The organism is Nostoc sphaeroides (assembly GCF_003443655.1).
GTDB lineage: Bacteria > Cyanobacteriota > Cyanobacteriia > Cyanobacteriales > Nostocaceae > Nostoc > Nostoc sphaeroides.
This window is the reverse complement of sequence record NZ_CP031941.1, coordinates 4708912-4727731: the sequence shown is the minus strand read 5'-3', so window position 1 is coordinate 4727731 and position 18820 is coordinate 4708912. Positions and strand designations below refer to the sequence as shown.

The 18820-nt window shown below is 42.3% G+C and carries 15 protein-coding genes, 1 tRNA gene and 2 pseudogenes; 11 read left to right on the top strand and 7 right to left on the bottom strand.

The genetic code is table 11. The features are described from left to right. The first annotated feature begins 57 nt into the window (after nucleotides 1-57). Together D1367_RS21025 and D1367_RS21020 are read left to right on the top strand one after the other, a co-directional pair. A complete protein-coding gene (locus D1367_RS21025) occupies nucleotides 58-894 on the top strand; it encodes an Rpn family recombination-promoting nuclease/putative transposase (RefSeq protein WP_118168090.1) in 837 nt (278 codons plus the stop codon). A gap of 36 nt (nucleotides 895-930) precedes the next feature. Next, a complete protein-coding gene (locus D1367_RS21020; protein WP_118168089.1) occupies nucleotides 931-1182 on the top strand; it encodes a DUF433 domain-containing protein in 252 nt (83 codons plus the stop codon). 141 nt (nucleotides 1183-1323) lie between these two features. Here the strand turns inward: D1367_RS21020 and dcd are convergent, their stop codons facing one another. Next, nucleotides 1324-1893 (bottom strand): dCTP deaminase, encoded by a 570-nt coding sequence (dcd, locus tag D1367_RS21015; RefSeq protein ID WP_220451049.1) that lies wholly within the window; start codon nucleotides 1891-1893, stop codon nucleotides 1324-1326. Between the two features lie 236 nt (nucleotides 1894-2129). Further along, nucleotides 2130-2666, bottom strand: coding sequence for a P-loop NTPase family protein (locus D1367_RS21010; protein WP_118168087.1), 537 nt, complete (start codon nucleotides 2664-2666; stop codon nucleotides 2130-2132). Between the two features lie 332 nt (nucleotides 2667-2998). On the opposite strand from D1367_RS21010, the pseudogene D1367_RS21005 reads away from it, so the two are divergent. The 6 genes and pseudogenes from D1367_RS21005 to D1367_RS20970 all read left to right on the top strand — a co-directional run bounded on the left by D1367_RS21005 (nucleotide 2999) and on the right by D1367_RS20970 (nucleotide 7845). Next, a pseudogene (locus D1367_RS21005) lies at nucleotides 2999-3622 on the top strand (adenylate kinase family protein). 114 nt (nucleotides 3623-3736) lie between these two features. Further along, nucleotides 3737-4480, top strand: a complete 744-nt coding sequence (gene rph, locus D1367_RS21000) for a ribonuclease PH (protein ID WP_118168086.1) — start codon at nucleotides 3737-3739, stop codon at nucleotides 4478-4480. Between the two features lie 310 nt (nucleotides 4481-4790). Then, on the top strand, nucleotides 4791-5513 hold the full coding sequence (pgl, locus tag D1367_RS20990) for a 6-phosphogluconolactonase (RefSeq protein WP_118168084.1): 723 nt from the start codon (nucleotides 4791-4793) through the stop codon (nucleotides 5511-5513). A 260-nt stretch (nucleotides 5514-5773) separates the two neighbouring features. Then, nucleotides 5774-6655: an FHA domain-containing protein gene (locus tag D1367_RS20980; protein WP_118168082.1), complete on the top strand. Its 882-nt coding sequence runs from the start codon at nucleotides 5774-5776 to the stop codon at nucleotides 6653-6655. A 189-nt stretch (nucleotides 6656-6844) separates the two neighbouring features. Beyond that, on the top strand, nucleotides 6845-7588 hold the full coding sequence (locus D1367_RS20975) for a M50 family metallopeptidase (RefSeq protein ID WP_118168081.1): 744 nt from the start codon (nucleotides 6845-6847) through the stop codon (nucleotides 7586-7588). Beyond that, complete coding sequence (locus D1367_RS20970) at nucleotides 7585-7845, top strand: hypothetical protein (protein WP_338042131.1); 261 nt, start codon at nucleotides 7585-7587, stop codon at nucleotides 7843-7845. Before D1367_RS20975 ends, D1367_RS20970 begins: the two co-directional genes overlap by 4 nt. Nucleotides 7846-7885: 40 nt before the next feature. On the opposite strand, the gene D1367_RS20965 is transcribed toward D1367_RS20970, so the two are convergent. Further along, entirely contained in the window at nucleotides 7886-8890 is a 1005-nt protein-coding gene (locus tag D1367_RS20965) for a 2-hydroxyacid dehydrogenase (RefSeq protein ID WP_118168080.1), read from the bottom strand. 125 nt (nucleotides 8891-9015) lie between these two features. Then, nucleotides 9016-10038, bottom strand: coding sequence for a serine hydrolase (locus D1367_RS20960; RefSeq protein ID WP_118168079.1), 1023 nt, complete (start codon nucleotides 10036-10038; stop codon nucleotides 9016-9018). Between the two features lie 685 nt (nucleotides 10039-10723). Here D1367_RS20960 and D1367_RS20955 point away from each other — a divergent pair. Both D1367_RS20955 and D1367_RS20950 read left to right on the top strand, forming a co-directional pair. Further along, nucleotides 10724-10808 (top strand) — tRNA-Ser (locus D1367_RS20955). Nucleotides 10809-11170: 362 nt separating this feature from the next. Then, nucleotides 11171-12331 (top strand): annotated as a pseudogene (locus D1367_RS20950) (CapA family protein); the annotation flags it as partial. A 161-nt stretch (nucleotides 12332-12492) separates the two neighbouring features. Here D1367_RS20950 and D1367_RS20945 read toward each other — a convergent pair. The 3 genes from D1367_RS20945 to D1367_RS20935 all read right to left on the bottom strand — a co-directional run bounded on the left by D1367_RS20945 (nucleotide 12493) and on the right by D1367_RS20935 (nucleotide 16997). Further along, a complete protein-coding gene (locus D1367_RS20945; RefSeq protein WP_118171602.1) occupies nucleotides 12493-14088 on the bottom strand; it encodes a serine/threonine protein kinase in 1596 nt (531 codons plus the stop codon). Nucleotides 14089-14704: 616 nt separating this feature from the next. Beyond that, nucleotides 14705-14920, bottom strand: coding sequence for a hypothetical protein (locus D1367_RS20940; RefSeq protein WP_118168077.1), 216 nt, complete (start codon nucleotides 14918-14920; stop codon nucleotides 14705-14707). Between the two features lie 4 nt (nucleotides 14921-14924). Continuing rightward, complete coding sequence (locus D1367_RS20935) at nucleotides 14925-16997, bottom strand: BamA/OMP85 family outer membrane protein (protein WP_118168076.1); 2073 nt, start codon at nucleotides 16995-16997, stop codon at nucleotides 14925-14927. Between the two features lie 394 nt (nucleotides 16998-17391). Between D1367_RS20935 and D1367_RS20930 the strand changes: the two genes are divergently transcribed. Continuing rightward, nucleotides 17392-18753 carry a lipid-A-disaccharide synthase-related protein gene (locus tag D1367_RS20930; RefSeq protein ID WP_118168075.1) on the top strand — a complete coding sequence of 454 codons (1362 nt, stop codon included), beginning with the start codon at nucleotides 17392-17394 and terminating at the stop codon, nucleotides 18751-18753. Nucleotides 18754-18820: the final 67 nt, after the last annotated feature.

Below are 18820 nucleotides of genomic sequence, written 5' to 3'. Positions count from 1 at the left end.
TCTAGCTCCGCTCCTGAGTTCTGAATTCTTGTTATAAAAAATTAGTAAAATGCTTTCATGCGTCGAGACTCAATATTTTACAAACTGTTTCAACAGTCTCCCAATTTGCTGTTTGAACTAGTGGCAAATCCTCCAACTAATGCAGATAGTTATCGTTTTGATTCAGTCGCCGTCAAAGAACCTAAATTTGAAATTGACGGAGTATTTCTACCACCTGAAAGCGATGGTGCTGGAGTTGTATATTTTTGCGAGGTGCAGTTCCAGAAAGATGAACAACTTTATGAAAGAGTATGGGCTGAATCTTCGTTATATTTCTACCGCAACCGTGCCAGATTTAGCGACTGGCAAACAGTGATAATTTACCCGTCGCGCAGTATCGAACAAAGCGATATTCATCCTCATCGCTCATTACTGAACGGCGGACAAGTACATCGGGTGTATTTAGATGAATTAGGGGATATTCGTCAGTTACCTATATGGGTAGCGCTGATGGTACTAACTACAGTGGATGAAGAACAAGCACCAGAAGAAGCAAGGTACTTGTTAACAAGAACCACTCAAGAAATGCTATCACCATCGAATCGCGCCATAATTGAATTAATAACGACGATCATGGTGTATAGGTTTGAACAGTTAACTCAAGCGGAGGTAGAGTCTATGTTAGGAATTACGCTGAAGGAAACGCGAGTTTATCGAGAAATTAAGGAAGAAGGACGGGAGGAAGCAACAGCTAATCTTATTCTCCGGCAATTGACTAAGCGATTTGGCGAACTTTCTGAAGAAATACGCTCCTCAATTTCTGGTTTACCTTTGCCCGTGCTGGAAGATTTGGGTGAAGCACTGTTAGATTTTACTAGTTTGGCAGATTTACAGGTTTGGCTGGAAGCGCTATGAAGGTTTAGACTATCTCATATAGACTTTTCTAGGACGATGGATATTCAAAAAGTTCTATGCGATCGCCTAATTATTTCCTCTGATCCAGATATTATGAGTGGTACTCCTGTGTTTGTTGGAACGCGAGTTCCATTGCAGACTTTTTTCGACTATCTAGAAGGTGAAGCAGGTTTAACCGAATTCTTAGAAGATTTTCCACATTTGCAAACTCAGGTGTTACAAGTTTTGGAGGTGATTGCAAAAGCAATGCTGAATCAGGAGCAAATTACTTATGCTCATTCTGCTTGATGAAAATCTTCTGAGTAAGAAGTTCAAGAAGCCGTTCATACACTTTATGACTGATATTGAAATAAGTTATTACTGATTTCTTTTTCTATATCTATGTTACTTAAAATAGCCATAAATAACTTTTTCTTTATTTTTAATTACTTAGACTTTAGCTAGAGTTACAATCTCTAGTTGATCCTGATATTTACCTCGACGGGCTTCGTAACTGATAGCGCATGGTTCACCTTCTAAAAATAGCAATTGCACTACACCTTCATTCGCGTAAATGCGACAGTCAGCGCTGGAAGAATTGGAAAACTCTAAGGTAAGATGACCTCGCCATGCAGCCTCAGCAGGCGTTAGATTTGCTATTATGCCACAACGTGCATACGTAGATTTTCCAATACAAATTACAGTGATATTCTCAGGAACCTCTAGTTTTTCTAGAGCAACCCCAAGCCCATAACTATGAGCAGGTAAAATAAAGTAACTGCCATTAGCATCTGTGTGCAGTGCAGTTGGCTCCAGATTCTGGGGATTAAAGTTTTTGGGATCAACTACAGTTCCGGGAATGTGGCGAAAAATGCGGAACTCTGCCGAGGAAAGGCGTATATCATAGCCATAAGAAGACAAACCGTAGCTAATTACAGGTTGAACCGCTACAGACTTATCTTTTTGTACTTTTCGGATTAAACTTGGCTCAAAGGGCGAAATCAAACCCTTTTGAGCCATTTCAGTAATCCAGATATCGTTTTTAATCACAACTTCACAGCTAATTCAAACCGAACTATAGGACTAGTATTTGATTTATGAAAAAATCTAAGTATATGTAGGGTGTGTTACGGCTTCCGTAACGCACCAGAATCTTCGGATGGTGCGTTAGCCTACGGCATAACACACCCTACTGAAATATTTTCAGAAATCAAATATGATTCCTATACTAGGATATCCTGAATTGAGTATTTTGTTTAAGGTCGATAACTCCGACGGATTTCTGTAATTTGATCTGCCACATCCAAGAGAGATTTTGGCATCTCTGGCCCTGTGAGAATAATATCGACGTGGGGAGGGCGCTTTGCCAGAAACGCTAAAACTTCCGTTTCAGGAATTAAACCAAAGTTAATCGCTAAACTTAACTCATCTAAGACAACGAGAGAATACTTACTCTCACACACTACCTGCTGTGTATACTGCCACAGTTTTTGTAAAGCTTGATTTTCAGTATCGTCTAAATGTGGTGTATCAATACAACGAGGTAAATCACAGCGAATCCAATCTAAATTTTGTCCTAGTTGTATAGGTCGATCCTGTCCTTGACGAATGCCTCCTTTGAGAAACTGCACTATTAATACTGGAGTTCCTTGTCCAGCTATTCTCAGTGCTTGAGCCATAACAGTTGTAAAAAAGTTTCGATGGGAACTAGTGAAAACTTGCACTAGCCCTTCAACTAGATATGGTAAGGTAAGTGTTGAATTTATACTTGGAGTTTCTAGCTGGGCAACCATAGGGTAAAGTTCAAAAAATTACAATAAATTAAGGGGTTGGGCTGGCGGTACTTATTACAAGTCTGCCTGTATAATCTATCTGTTTTTCCCAAGTGTGGTGGATTTGGCAAATTGCATTCTTAGTCAAACACTACGTTTGTGTTGAAGTCAAGGGTTATTTTCGTTTTTCCTCTGAAAGTAGTTGTAAAAATGAAAACATAAGAGTTACAGTTCCAATTATTTAAAAAAGCTGGGCATAACGGCTGAAAATCGCTAAATATTAGATTTATCGGTTGTTTGGGCAAAACAGACTTAGCAAGTAGTGAATTTGACAGGATGAGGAGTTAATTGTTGTGAAATTAGTGATTCTGGGAGGTTCAGGATCGGGTAAAAGCACTCAAGCACAAAGGCTTTGCAGATACTTTGATATTCCTTTGGTTTCTACAGGTGAGATTTTACGGGAAGCGATATCTGGCGATCAACTCCTCCCGGAGTTCCAATGACCCGAGGCCGACCCCCGGACTTCTCTTTCGGTTTACGCTAGCCTGAGTGAACTAGGTTATCACGCCCGGCCCTATATGCAAAAAGGGGAGTTGATTCCAGATGAAATAATCATTGAATTGATCCGAATTCGCCTCAGACAACCAGATATTAACGGAGATTGGGTGTTGGAAGGCTATCCCCGTACCGCCTTTCAAGCTGAAGAATTAGATTTTTTATTGGATAATTTAGAACAAAAGCTAGATTGGGCAATTTATCTCCAAGTGTCGGAAGCTGTCATGGTTAGCCGATCCTTGGGGCGATCGCTACCAGATGACCAACCAGAAATCGTACAACGGCGTGTAGAATTATTCTACGATCGCACCATTCCAATACTTGAATATTACGACCGTCGTCGCCGCTTATTGACCATCAACGGCGACCAGTCACCAGATATGGTACAGCAAAATATTTTGACTCTGCTTTCAGTTCCTTAGAAGGAGGCAGGGCGCAGGGGGCAGGGAGAGAAATAATAACTAATGACAAATGACAAATGACAAATGACACTAAGGTAATCTTAAGGCAGTATTCTAAAACTTGAGGCAACTCCAATGGCTTGGCAGCGTCCTGACGGTCGTCTTCCTTACGAACTACGTCCGATCAGCTTTCACCCCAATTTCACCCGCTTTGCCCCCGGTTCTGTTCTCGCAAGATGCGGTGATACGCAAGTACTTTGTACTGTTAGCGTTAATAAGGGAGTTCCGAAGTTTCTCGAAGGAACTGGTAAAGGCTGGTTGACTGCTGAGTACCGGATGCTACCATCTGCAACCCAAAAACGCCAAGAAAGGGAATTATTGAAATTATCTGGACGGACGCAAGAAATTCAACGTCTAATTGGCCGCAGTTTACGCGCAGCAGTGGATTTTGAGGCATTGGGAGAACACACGTTGATTGTGGACGCTGATGTGTTGCAAGCAGACGCTGGAACTCGAACAACAGCCATTACAGGCTCGTTTGTGGCGTTGGCTCATGCAATTTCTAAATTATTGCAAGAGGGGATGTTGGAGCGATCGCCTCTGTGTGGACAAGTAGCAGCAGTTTCCGTAGGATTACTGGAGGGAGAGCCATTTTTGGATTTGAATTATATCGAAGATGTGGCTGCAACAGTAGATTTTAACGTGGTGATGAATCAACACCTGGGAATCATTGAAGTCCAGGGAACAGCCGAAGAAGGCAGCTTTAGCCGGACTCAGTTGGATCAACTGCTAGATGTCGCCCAAAAAGGAATTCAGGAATTGTTAATCGCCCAACGCGAAGCGATCGCTGACTGGAAAGGGTTATTTGTGGGAGATTAATAATATGTCATTACCCAGTCCAAAATAAAGTGATTAATTAGTTTTATTAATTTTTAATAAGAATTAATAAATGTATCCTCTGTGGCGTTAATCAACAAAGTATCAAGTAATTGGGTGTAAATACAAATAATCATGAGAGCCGTTAGTAGTTAGTACAACTGACTACTGACAACTTGCCGTTGAAGGTATAAGCGTCTACGTTTTTCCAGCCTACCTAATCCATGATGTTAAATGTTTCAAAAGTTAAAAAGGAGGATTGTAATAAGTTCGGTATTGTATTGCCAGAAGCCAGCAATATGATGATGGAGCCATGAACAAAACCGTTGAAGTTCTACCGGATCAGCCGGCGCTGGTTGCACGAGCGCTAGAATTAATTCTGTCGAAGTTAGAAACTGCCATTGAGCAACAGGGGCGGTTTAGCATCGCCTTATCTGGGGGTAGTACACCTAAACCGTTATACGAAGCGATCGCTAATCAAAAACTGCCTTGGGATAAAATTCATATATTCTGGGGGGATGAGCGTTACGTACCACCAGATCACCCCGATAGCAATGAACTGATGACGCGTCGGGCGTGGCTAGATCGTGTTGATATCCCAGCAGCTAACATTCACCCCGTACCAACCTTAGAAGCCAAGCCAGAACTGGCTGCTGCTAAGTATGAACAACAGCTTAAAGAATTTTTCAATTCTTCTGGGGTGGAGTTTCCCTCGTTGGATGTAGTATTGTTAGGAATGGGTGATGATGCACATACCGCATCTTTGTTTCCCCACACAGAGGCTCTCAAAGTACGCGATCGCCTAGTTACGGTGGGTAACAAAGACGGAAACCCCAGGATAAGTTTCACATACCCCTTCATCAACGCTGCGAACAGTGTGATTTTTCTAGTTGCTGGTGCTAATAAACGACCAGCTTTAGCGCAAGTCTTTGCACCTGTAGCAGATGACTTTACTTACCCATCCCGCTTAATTCAGCCCCAAGGAGAACTTTGGTGGCTGCTAGATGCGGCAGCAGGTTTGGAACTCCAACATTAAACTTGGAAATTGGGCATGGGGCATGGGGCATTGGGCATGGGGCATGGGGCATTGGGAAGAGGACAAGGGGAAAGACTTCTTGCAAGTTCTCCTCATGTCCCCTGCCTCCCCTGCCTCCCCTGCCTCCCCTGCTCCTCCTCCCTTTCCCCGTGTCCAATTGGTTCCATCACCAGTAATTGCTAGAATCTAAAGCTAGGGCCGCCCTCTGCTTGCCAGTCCTACCTATATTTATGATGATCTTGAACAAAGGCTAAATATCGATGATCGTCTGCCCGAATTGCAATCATCCAAACCCTGATGGCGCTGTCCAGTGTGAAGCTTGCTATACACCCTTACCCGCGACTACTAACTGTCCCAGTTGTGGGGCAACTGTGCAGGCAGATGCTGCATTCTGCGGTCAGTGTGGCTATAATCTTCACTCCGCAGGAGTTCCACACGTTCACGCGGCAACAGTAGCTACAACAGTTACTCCCGATGTTCCTGTAGAAGTACCGCCATTAGTTCCACCCGATCCACTGTTAGAACCTTTACAACCAGATGCTTTGGAAATGGGCGGATCTACTAACTCCCATCCCCCTGAATCATCTTTACCAGCAACAGAGGTGGCAGCTCCCCCAGTCGCTTTGCCAGAGGTATCTGTGGCAGAAAGCAGCCCTCCAGAACCAGCGCCAGCCTTAGAAGCTCAACCCGTAGTCTCTATACAAACTATTCCTACTCCACCACCGTTGGAACCAGCGCCAGCCCCTGAAGCCGAAGTACAGGAGCCAGCCGCACCAGCACCAACTGCAACTGTTGCCAAAACGCAATTGCAGCAGGTTACAGCGCGGTTAATCCACGTTCAAACTGATCGGTTAATTGAATTGCCACAAAATCTCTCTGTGATTCATATCGGCAAGCCCAATGACCGGATTCCCCCAGATATAGATGTTTCAGGATTTCCCAATTCAGAAGTTGTCTCGCGGATTCATGCAGATATTCGCGTTGAGGGAGATGCTCATTATGTAGAGGATGTAGGAAGTTCTAATGGCACTTACATTAATAATTTGCCACTTTTACCGGGGAATCGTCATCGCTTAAGACCAGGCGATCGCATCAGCTTGGGTAAAGGAGACTTAATGACATTCCTCTTTCAACTTGCTTAACTGATTCTCTATCAATTGTGACATCAGTCTTGCGAATTTGAGATTTTGGACTTCGGCTTACCTCGGCTTTGCTCGGCACAAGTCGCTCAGTCGAACAATTTTGGATTTTAGATTGAAGAAATAATCTAAAATCTAAAATCTAAAATCTAAAATTGAAGAAATAATCTAAAATCTAAAATTGAGTGACCTATGAGGGAATCAAGTAAAAATTTTGAACCCTTGCTTACCAAAGAAGCCCCAGCAGTTGTTGAACGCATGGGGCTAACTTGGCTAATTGCAGCAGCGATCGCAACTGCTTTACTGTGGCAAATACCAGCAGGGGATTATATTTTATACCCATTTACGATCCTGGCAACTTGGTTTCATGAAATGGGTCACGGCTTAATGGCACTCCTTTTAGGGGGACAGTTTCAGAAATTGCAGATTTTTAGCAATGGTTCCGGTGTCGCAACCTATGGCATTCAGTCGTCATTGGGGCCAATTGGCCCGGCAATAGTCGCAGCCGCAGGCCCAATGGGCCCGCCTCTTGCCGGTGCAGGTTTGATTCTGGCTTCCCGCAGTTTTACAGCAGCAACTCTGAGTTTGAAAATATTAGGGAGTTTTTTGCTATTTTCCGCATTAATTTGGGTACGTTCCTCGTTTGGATTGGTGGCAATTCCCTTACTAGGTTTCATAATCTTGGGTATTGCCCTGAAAGCACCTCGTTGGGCACAAGGGTTTGTCATTCAATTTCTGGGTGTACAAGCTTGTGTGAGTACGTACCATCAACTTGATTATCTATTTAGTAGTTCTGCTGGCCCCCTTGGACTTTCTGATACAGCGCAAATGCAGCGATATTTGCTTTTACCTTACTGGTTTTGGGGTGGGTTAATGGCGATCGCATCTCTGGTGATTTTAGTCCAAAGTCTCCGCGTTGCCTATCGTTCAGAATGAAAATACAGATGAGCGATCGCCCTCTTGCAGTCACGAATTCAACCCTCAGTATTTTGATTACTGAATTAAGTACAGAGTGCCTGAAAGTACAAGCTTTAGTTAACCAGTTCCAGTTAACTAGTTTAACTGCTAACCAACAAGCTGAAATTCTCGCAGAACTTTTAACTGCTGCGGTTCATCTGCATAATCATTGTGACGAAGATTTTCAGACGCTAATTATTGAGGAAATGGAGAATTTGCCTGATGATCAGGATTGACTAGTGATTTTAGTTCAAAATTGCGATCGCCAACCATTACCTAAGCTGGCACTTGAGCGCGAATTTCATTTGGACAAGAACGACCTTGTTCAACATCAGCAATATTAGCAAAAGTTGTTTCTGCAATATTGTGGAGAGCTTCTGCTGTAAAAAAGGCTTGATGTCCGGTAATAAGTACATTGGGGAATGTCGTCAGACGTTGGAAAATATCATCTTGAATAATTGCACCAGACAAATCCTCAAAGAACAATTCCGATTCTTGTTCGTAGACATCCACACCGAGATAGCCAATCTTGCCAGACTTCAACCCCTCAATTACTGCTTGAGTATCAATCAGCGCTCCTCGGCTAGTATTAATTAGCATCACACCTGGCTTAATATGTTCTATAGCCTCAGCGTTAATCAAGTGATGCGTCTCGGTAGTCAGAGGGCAATGTAGGGAGATAATATCCGAGTTGGCAAATAGCTCAGGTAGTTCTACATATTTTCCACCTAGCGCCTCCAATTCTGGATTGCGATAAACGTCATAAGCGAGTATCTGACAGCCAAACCCCTTCATAATCTGTCCTAAAATCAGACCGATTTTGCCCGTGCCGACAATCCCTACTGTGCGCCCATACAAATTAAATCCTAATAGTCCATCTAAAGAAAAATTGCTTTCTCGGACACGGTTATAAGCCCGATGAATTTTGCGATTCAAGCTTAAAATCAATCCCACAGCATGTTCTGCTACCCCATAGGGTGAATAGGCAGGAACCCGCACAATGGTAATTCCTAAATCTGCTGCGGCTTGTAAGTCTACATTGTTAAACCCTGCACAGCGCAGGACAACCAGCCGAGTTCCCCGTGAGGCGAGAAGTTCTAAAGTTGGCGCGTCAACCTGGTCATGGACAAATACACAAACCGCCCCAAATCCGGCGGCGAGGATAGCTGTATCCCGATTTAAACGAGGTTCAAAAAACACTAATTCGTGTTGGGTAGGAGAATTTGCTGCTGATAAAAACTTACGATCATAGACTTTTGTACTGAAAACTGCTACTTTCATGCAAAACCTCAAGCTGTATGCTGCACAATGTTCGACTACATGATAACCTTGGCAGTCAGAAAAGCAATGTCTACAATGGGCTATTGGGCATCACAGCTTTGAACAAAAAAGAATTCAGAATTGCTTCAAGGTAGATGAGTGACTTTTGGCTGCTCAAAGTAGCCATACATCACGCGAGAAACTTGACGAATAAAATCCCTAGCTCTAATGTCATTATTCGGTCTTCGCACGAAAATTCCTGCTAAATAACGCTTACCTGATGGCGTTTCAATAATACCCGCATCGCCTAGCACAAACCTTAGAGTACCTGTTTTATGAGCAATATTTGCACCAGAACCTAAGCCAGATGGGAGCAATGCTCTATTATGACAACGAATCATAATACCTAAAACTTGAGATTGACTTGTATCAGAAATTAACTGATTATTTGTAATCAAAGCTGACAGTCGTACTAAGTCTTTTGCACTAGTTTTATTAGTTCCTTTAAAGTCTCCTAACATATTGTGAATCACAGTGCTTTGCAATCCCCAACGGCGAAACTTTTGATTTAATTTAGATACACCGCCTAAACGGTCAATAATCATATTTGTAGCAGTGTTATCGCTAATAGTCATCATCTTGGTTGCAGTTTGCAAGAGACTAAGCTTAGTTCCCACTCGTTGATACTGCATATCTCCAGAACCGCCTGTGACATGCTTCCGGCGCATCACCAAAGTTTCCCCTAGTTTGATTCTTCCTGCATCTACTTCTTGAAACAAAGCAATCAAAATTGGATACTTAATTGTGCTAGCTGCGGAAAAAGCTTTATCACCATTAAAACTAAAATAATCCCCTGTTTCTAAGTCCATAAAAAAGATTCCGGGAGTCAGGAATCTATAGCGAGCCATTAATGCTTTAATAGGAAGTTTTAGTTCTGATATCTCGCGTCCTAGAGGAACTGTACCAGTGAATTTAGAAGTATTTATTGGGTTGACAGGATCGGTTAGAGGAACCGGAGGAATAAATTTAAGTTTTGGTAGTTGTAAATTAGATTGATTTGCACTCCAGTCATTTACGTTGCTAACTTGATTCGGATTGGGGTTCGCTTTTACTGGGGACGATAGTAAAAGAATACTTGTAAGGCTCAGTAAGAGCGAGCGTAGTTTCATGTAGTGCTGTGAGGATACTGTTGGATTTATTTACAGAGATTTTCCGAAGAAGTTAATCAAATCCGGATTGATTGACATAGTAATCACTAAGATATGCGATGTCAATAGATATTAATAAGAGATTTTCTAGAATATTGTAAATAAGAATTTTAATAAAAGCCTACAGGGGAGAATATATAAAATATGTTTATCTTACATCAATTAATTATGTAATTATACAAATACTAAGATATTCTGATTGAGGTTTTAATTTTGTTAGCAATGATTTATACATAGCAATCGGGATAAAAAAACACCCGCAGTCGAACTAATTAAAAACTGAAAACTGAAGAATACAAATTTCGATTCTTGTCTGATTTATCGCTTTTGTCGATTCAGGCTGAAAGCTATGTTATATCAGCATTTTCACACCTGAGAGTGTGATTAGTCCTCCAGCGATCGCAGAATGTTAGTGTCCTCGTCCAGAGGTGCGATCGCATGAATGTTATTTTTAAGTCATGCTAATGTCATAAGATAAATTTTGTGATGTCTTTTTCGATGTCTACACACCTTAATTAGCCATTGGCGTTCCCAAAGCATCCCGTTACGCAGATAAAGCGATAATGTTATAGTAGTATAGGAAATATGGTAAAATTTCCCTTACTTCACTCCATTTGAATACTCAAATGTGTAGAATGATATAGCTGGAGAGGTGTCCGAGCGGTTCATGGTGACGCACTCGAAATGCGTTTTGGGGAAACCCAACGGGGGTTCGAATCCCCCCCTCTCCGTTTCAAATAATTGCCGAAGAACTAGACAAACAGATGATGTTTGGCTTCATGTATGGTATATATGAGCATTTGCAAGTAAAGGCACACAGATCATTGGTGTCAACTTAAGCTAAAAATAGCTTAACTGTTAGCTTCCTCACCCGCATTGAACTTTAGTTCAATGCGGGATATGGCTTTTACGTTAAGTTGACACCAATGCACACAGATGTGCCCCTACAAGTTTATATATGTAACGGATGTTGTGTGAAACGGGATTATATTTCCGTGTTCACTTAGTCAAATATTGCCCAAACTACACTAAAATATACACTGGCAGCACATATTTTTGGTATACACTAATGCCATTGTGTGAGGAGTGAACAATGGCAAATCGCAGCATGAGGAAAGTGCCCTCATTTATTGTTATCAGTGTCTGTTTATATCTAGGCATTAGTATAGGAGTCATTATCCGGCTTGGGCAATCACAGCGATTAAACGCTGCTACTACACCTACTCAACCTGTATCATTACCATTAGCTATTCCTGTTACGCCATCAACAAAAGGACAAACCTTTCGAGAGACTATTACTATTAAAGCCGTTGGAGATATTATTCCCGGCACTAATTTCCCTAACTATAGATTACCCCGGTTTCGAGATCAATTATTACCAAAATCAGTGAGAACTCACTTGCAAGGATCTGATATCTTGTTTGGTAACTTTGAAAGTAGCTTAACTAATTATCCCTACACTGCCAAAGATATAAGTCGAGGACAAGTCTTTGCCTTTCGCTCCCCACCTGGATATGCTCGACTATTTGCTGAGGCTGGTTTTAATGTGTTTAACATGGCGAATAACCATGCAATGGACTTCGGCCCGGTAGGGTTCAAAGATACAAAGAAAAATCTTGAGGCTGTGGGTATTGCAACATTAGGTCATAAGAATCAAATTCTTTATTTGAAAGCTAACAATATCCCTGTGGCAATGGTAGGGTTTTCTCCTTATGAAATGTATAATTCTATCAATAATTTAGGAGCAGCCAAAGCACTTGTAACAGAAGCTAAAAATAAAGCCAACATTGTAATAGTATCGATGCACGCTGGAGCCGAAGGAACGGGGGCACTACATGTTAAGAATCAGACAGAGTTTTTTTATGGAGAAAATCGAGGAAATTCGATCAAGTTTGCTCGAAACATGATTGATGCGGGAGCAGATTTAGTACTAGGACATGGGCCTCATGTTCCGAGAGCGATGGAAATTTATAAGGGAAAAATCATCGCCTATTCTTTAGGAAACTTTCTGGGATATCGGACTTTATCTACAAATGCCCAGACGGGTGACTCAATGATTTTAGAAGTTAAACTTAACTCGGCGGGAAATTTGGTATCAAGTAAAATTATTCCCGTGCGGATGAATGGGCAAGGAATCCCTCAAATTGATCGGTATTTTCGGACTGTGAAACTTATGCGTTCTTTGAATAATCAAGCTTTTCCCAAAAATCCAGTGAAGATTAATAAAAAGGGGGAAGTTGTTGTACAGAAAAGTAAATCTGACAATTCAGACTATGTGCAAAAGCTAACTATTAACCTAACCCCCTTTCCGACCTCTAAAGCAAAAGGCGTTCAATTTTAGATTGTGAATTTTGGATTTTAAATTGAAGAAAAAATTCAAAATTGACTAATTATTGTCATCTTGTAGCTTTTATTTTATGGAGATTTCTGATCGTTCTGGGGTTGACTATCAATCGGTGAATTTTGCTTGTCCAGTGTTGGTACTACTACAGCAGAAGGATCTGACTGTTTGGATTCTGACTGTTTGGATTCTGTCGGTGGCGGTGTTGGTATAACCACAGAATTTGATGGAATCACCGTTTGAGGGGAAGCAGAATTTTGATTAGAAGCAGGTGAGTTATTTTGTGGCAATGGTGCAGGAGAAGCACTACGAGATGAACGAATCGCCCGTAGTTTTTCGACTAGCGAGGGTGTAGGGGAAACGCTAGGTGAAGGTGCGGATTGCTCAAGATTGCCGCGTTGTGATTCTTGTGTAGGGCTGCTGGGAGTTTCTTGTGGGGAAGAACGACGATTACGCCGGCGCTGCTTGGAATTATAAACAGGTGCTGATTCCGTTCTTGAGGTGGTGTTAGTTTCTTCACGACTCTCTAAGTTAGGAACTTTTGCAGGTGGTTCTTGAGTTGGCTGTTCAAAAAGCGGTTTTGCAGTTGGCTGGGGCTGAGATTTGGGTAAGATGCTAGTGATGCCAAAACCTGCTGTAGCAGCAACCAGGGCTACACCTATACCTATAAATATTTGAGATGATCCCAGTTTTTTTGCTAGTACATTTTCTTTGGCGATCGCTGGGTTGGGCTGTCCCAAGGCAGATGGTTTATGAAGGCGATTTTGGGCAGTTTTCCCAAGCAAAGTTGCAGCTTGTTGGGCAGATAAATTGACAGTTGGCACTGCATAAGTGGATAAGGCTTGCGGTGTCATATTCACCCCATTTCCAGGTAGCAGTTGTAACCACTCAGCAACTGTCGCTGGGCGAAAACGAGACTCCACCGCCATACCGCGCATTACGGCCTGGTTGACAGCAGCACTTAAGTGTGGTTGCAGTTCGCGGGGGGAAGGCATTTGTTCGCGATCGCGCAATAATGCTGGTATAGGAACCTGTGCTGTCAACAGTGCATACAAGGTTGCCGCTAAACCATAAACATCGGTGGCAGGTGTACGCGGGGCTTGCGTCAAATACTGCTCAATGGGAGAATAACCTTCAGAAACCATACCTGTGTGAGTCTGCCTGACACTGCCATTAAATTCTCTGGCAATGCCAAAATCAATCAGTACTACTTCCTGGGTTCCTTCACGAAGGATAATATTATCTGGTTTGACATCTCGATGTAACAAACCGTTGTTATGCACTACCTGCAAGGCTGCCCCAATTTGCCGGATGTAATGAATTGCTGTAGCTTCAGGTAAAGGTATCCCTGGTAATACAAATGCGTCTCCCAAGGTTTCGCCACGAATGTATTCCATCACCATGTAAGGTAGTCCAGCCTCGACAAAAAAATCACTAACTCGGACTATATTTGGGTGAATACACGTAGCTAATCGTCTGGCTTCATCTTGGAATTGGCGCTCAAATTTGGCAAAATCAGGATGTTGTCTCAGCCGTTCATTGATGGTTTTCATCACCACTTCATGACCCAAGTAGTGATGCGTAGCTTTAAATGTAATGCCAAAGCCACCCCGCCCTATTTCTTCAATTAGGGTATATTTTCCATCCTGCAAAATTGTGCCTGCTAACATAAATCCTGAGTCCTGAGTGAGCAGATAACTAGCGAGTCCTGAGTCTTGAGGGATTCTAAAAAATTTTCCCATATTTTTTGATATGGGGCAGGGTTTTTGCCTGTCTATCTGACGGGATGATTTAGTTGTTGGAATCCAAGTAAGAAAGACCTCCCCATGAGCGCAACAGTTTTATCTTTATAGGATAACGCGAGAGTCAAGAAATCCTGAAGTAGAAAACAGGCTCAATTTGTCTTCCAGGCTTGTGATGTGATAACTAAGGGAACTCCAAAAAATAAATTATTCCACTTAAAGTCGTTGACTGTTGACTGTTGACTGTTGACTGTTGACTGAAAACTCGTGAACCGTCAACGGCCAACAGTGAACAATAGCAATGGAATATTTTTTAACTTGGAAGTCCCTAACACGCTAGTTGCTACAATGCCAAAGAGCTATTCTGTAATTTTTAATCAGTTAATAACCAGTATATTTCCGATATCTTAGTGAAACGCGACACCATTTATTACCAAATAATTGATTATTTTTGAACAGTAACCAAGTGCAACGAATTTATTTTACGACTTACGCAAAATATCTCTCAAACTCTCATTTCTCCGTGCCCGCCTAGAAACAACTTTTAGATCGTCTCGTTCCCAGTCTCCGACTGGGAATGCCCGTCCTTGAGGCTCCCGCCTCCCGAACTCGCGGCAGCAGCCCAACGATCAACATTTCCAGCCAGAGGCTGGAAACGAGGTTTTAAATAAGAATTATTTCCACCTACCTTGAAAGGGCTAATCCTATCCTCTTTTTTCAGTTTTCGGGAGAAATCCAGGTTAATATTCTGAATGCTCATTTTCTTAAAATCGCTGACCTATCCCTAAATGCACTTTGCTTTCTCCTTGGTCATTAATGCCATAGTCAGCCCGAATTAAGCCTAGTGGTGAATTTAAGCGGACTCCAGCCCCATAGCCAAAACCATAACCTGGTTTGCCTCGCACACCTGCTGGATCTCCTAATACAGTATCACCGGAGCCTAAGTCTGAGCCGAAGTCGGCAAATAATACACCCCCTACTATTGGTAAGACGGGAAAACGATATTCTGCGGAAGCTAACACATAACTGCGACCACTCCCTACATCTCCAGAATCGTAACCGCGTACTGAGTTGGAACCACCCAAGTTAAAGCTTTCGTAGGGTGGTAAATTACCAAGGACGGTACCAGCTTGCAGATTCACAGCAAATACTTGTGGCTGTTTGGTGTTAAATAATTGCACTGGTAAATATTGGCTGTAATTGGCTTTGAGGCGATTTAGGGAAATATTTCCTTGACCGATGGGGACAGATTGTTCTGTACTCAAACTCAGAACGGAACCTTTAGTAGGATTGAGAGAATTATCTCGTTGGTCTTTGGTGGCGGTGAAGGATACGGTAGTTAGGTCGTCAACGCCAGTTCCACTCGCAGATAGGGGATTGCCTTGAGCGTCGGTTGGGGTAATATTACCTTGGCGATCGCGGATACTAGTTCGAGTATAGTTTAATCCTAATGAGGTATTCCAGTCGTCGATTGGTCGCTGTAAGCTGACACCACCGCCAATTTGACCTTCTCGAACTTTGTCGCCGTTAGCTAGCTTAATCTTGTCGTCAAAGGTTTCCGAAAGTTCCTGACTACGAAAACCATTCACAGTGTACCCTAAGCGATCGGGGTTAGTTATCCGATAGGGACTGATAAATTTGCTATTAAACTGCAAGTCTCGGCTACTTACACCAACATTCACACCTAAAGTATCATTAACACCACCGACATTCTGATCTTGATAGCTGATTGTGCCTATTAATCCTTGATCAGCATTATAACTACCACCCAAGTTAACACCACGCGCCCCAGTTTCTTTAAGTTGGTAGACTAAATCTAGTTTTGTCGCATCTCCTTCTAAGGCAACATTCACACTCTCAAACAAACCAGTACGATATAGCTGTTGTATGTCTTGCTTGACGACATTTTCTTGGAAAATTTGACCAGGTTTTAGCTTGAGTTGCTGTTGTAGAAAATCTGGTTTAGTGCGTCCTCCCACAGGATTGCCTTTGCTATCAACGGTTTTACCCTCGTCGTTGACAAAGCGAAACTTGATATCACTCACCAAGCCTTCAGCGACATTCACAGTAAGAATGCCTTGAGAACTGGGTTTAATTGATAACACTCGTGCTAACTTATAACCATTGTCGGCGTACCATTTGTTAATTTGTGCTACTGCTTGCTGGAGTCCAGAAGGACTGATGATGGTTCCAATTTGAGATTGTAACTGTTGTTGGGCTACTTGATAGGTGAGGACTTTAGCGCCAGATAATTGCAGCGATCGCACAATCACCGATTGCACTTGATAAACTACATTTAATCCAGCCTGTGTGCTAAAGCTATTTACACTGACATTGCTAAATAAACCTGTATCTAAAATTGCAGCGACATCTTTTTGTAGCTGGCTTTGACTGGTTTCTCCACCCACCTGGGTTTTAATTACTTTACGAATGATTTGCTGCAATTCTTGATTGGCTCCCACTACCTGGACATCTGTAGCTGTGACTACTAAATTGTTTCCAGTATTTGGGGTTTTGGGAGATGAGGGAGATGAGGGGGAAATAGGGAGGATGACTTGGGAATTTAACTTTTGTGCTGAATTTAAGATTACTGTGGAATTTTTGTTTGCACCTGTTTGCACGGCGATGGGATTTTGGGAAAATTGTTGTGCAACTATAGTTTCTGGGGAAGCAATTGTCTCTATCCGTGCGGGAGTGTCTTCAATGATTGGCACCACCAAGTTACCAGCTTTTGCAGTTGGAGTAACGGTTTTAGTAGGTGCAGCCGTTGCTTGCTGAGTGACATTGGCAGCAGCTAAAGTAGCTAAAGTAAAAATTGCAGTAGCAGAAACTCGCATAATTCGATTTTGGATTTTGGATTTTAGATTTTAGATTAAAAGACTTAATTAAAAAGCTGTTCTAAGAATTTTAAACAATACATCCTTTGAGAATTTGATGTTAAACCTCATCTAAGTTGAGAACCATAGTTTTCGCCCTCACCCTAAATCTCTCTCCCAGATATGGGAGAGGGAGTTTGAAATTCTAGCTCCCCGAATCCCAGATATGGGGGATAGGTTGGGGGATGAGGGCAAATCCTTTTCATCAGAGAATAACTACAGGTTTCAAGATAGACGTGGTTTAGTTGTAGGGAAGTAAAGAAATAGGGATAATACTAACTTCCAGCTTTTTCGCCGATTTCCCTATTTATACCTCTTACCCAAACAGACGGTTAATTTTGATATTTTGTTTCTTATGAGTAATGTATCTCGGTTATCTCTAGCTTCTAACTCTCAAGCTGCAACTTCTCCGTTACGCTTACTTGTATTAAGTAATGGTCATGGCGAAGATGTCATTGCAGTTCGGATTTTGCAAGAACTCCAACGACAATCAAACCCACCAGAAATCTTTGCTTTACCTCTGGTAGGTGAAGGACGTGCTTACCAACAGTTGGATATCCCCCTCATCGGTTCAGTCCGCACTATGCCTTCTGGCGGGTTTATTTATATGGATGGCCGCCAATTAGCGCGGGATGTCCGCGGTGGTTTATTGCAACTTACCCTCAGCCAGATTAAAGCTGTGCGCCGTTGGGTGAGTTCTCAAAAAAAATTAGGTAATAAAAGAGCGATTTTAGCGGTGGGAGATATTGTCCCACTATTGTTTGCAACTTTCAGTGGCGCTAATTATGCTTTTGTAGGTACGGCGAAATCTGAATATTATGTGCGCGATGAAGCTGGATTATTACCACGGAAATCTAAAGATGCGCGTTGGGAAAATTTTTCCGGTTCAGTTTACCATCCTTGGGAACGCTGGTTGATGAGTCGTCGCCGTTGTAAAGCGGTGTTCCCTAGAGATGCACTGACGACAGAAACATTAAAACAATGGCCAATTCCAGCTTTTAATTTGGGTAATCCCATGATGGATGGTCTGCAACCGACCTTTTCACGCCAACAATTTTATGGTCAGGATAGCCAACAACAAGAAATAGTTCGGCCTTTAATGGTGACTCTTCTTCCTGGCTCCCGTCCGCCAGAGGCATACGCCAACTGGGAAACAATTATGATTGCTGTATCTGCGTTGATAGCAAGTTTTCAAGAGCGAGATTCGATTTTCTATACTTCTAAAACAGTGGTGTTTTTAGGTGCGATCGCTCCTGGTTTAGACTCTAATATTTTATCCCAAAGTGTGCAATCTCAAGGCTGGCGCACTGAATCAACATGTCCTATAAAAATTCCTGATCCAAATATCTTGACATTTAAACAAAGAAATGCATATCTACTGCTGACACAAAAAGCTTATAATGATTGCTTGCATTTGGGAGATTTAGCGATCGCAATGGCAGGTACAGCCACAGAACAGTTTATCGGTTTAGGGAAACCTGCGATCGCTATTCCCGGTAATGGGCCTCAATATAACCCTGCCTTTGCTGAAGCTCAAAGTCGTCTTCTAGGCTCATCTTTGTTTTTAGTCGAGCATCCAGCAGAAGTTGCCAACGTTGTCCAGTCCCTATTCAAAGATCCTGATATTTTGCAAATTATTGCCGAAAATGGGGCGCGACGCATGGGTAAACCCGGAGCAGCACTACGCATTGCGGAATGTTTACAGGAACGATTTTGATTAGGGCATTGGGCAGTTGTCAGTTGTCAGTTATCAGTTAAAAGTTTTGAAAATCGTCTGTGATAAC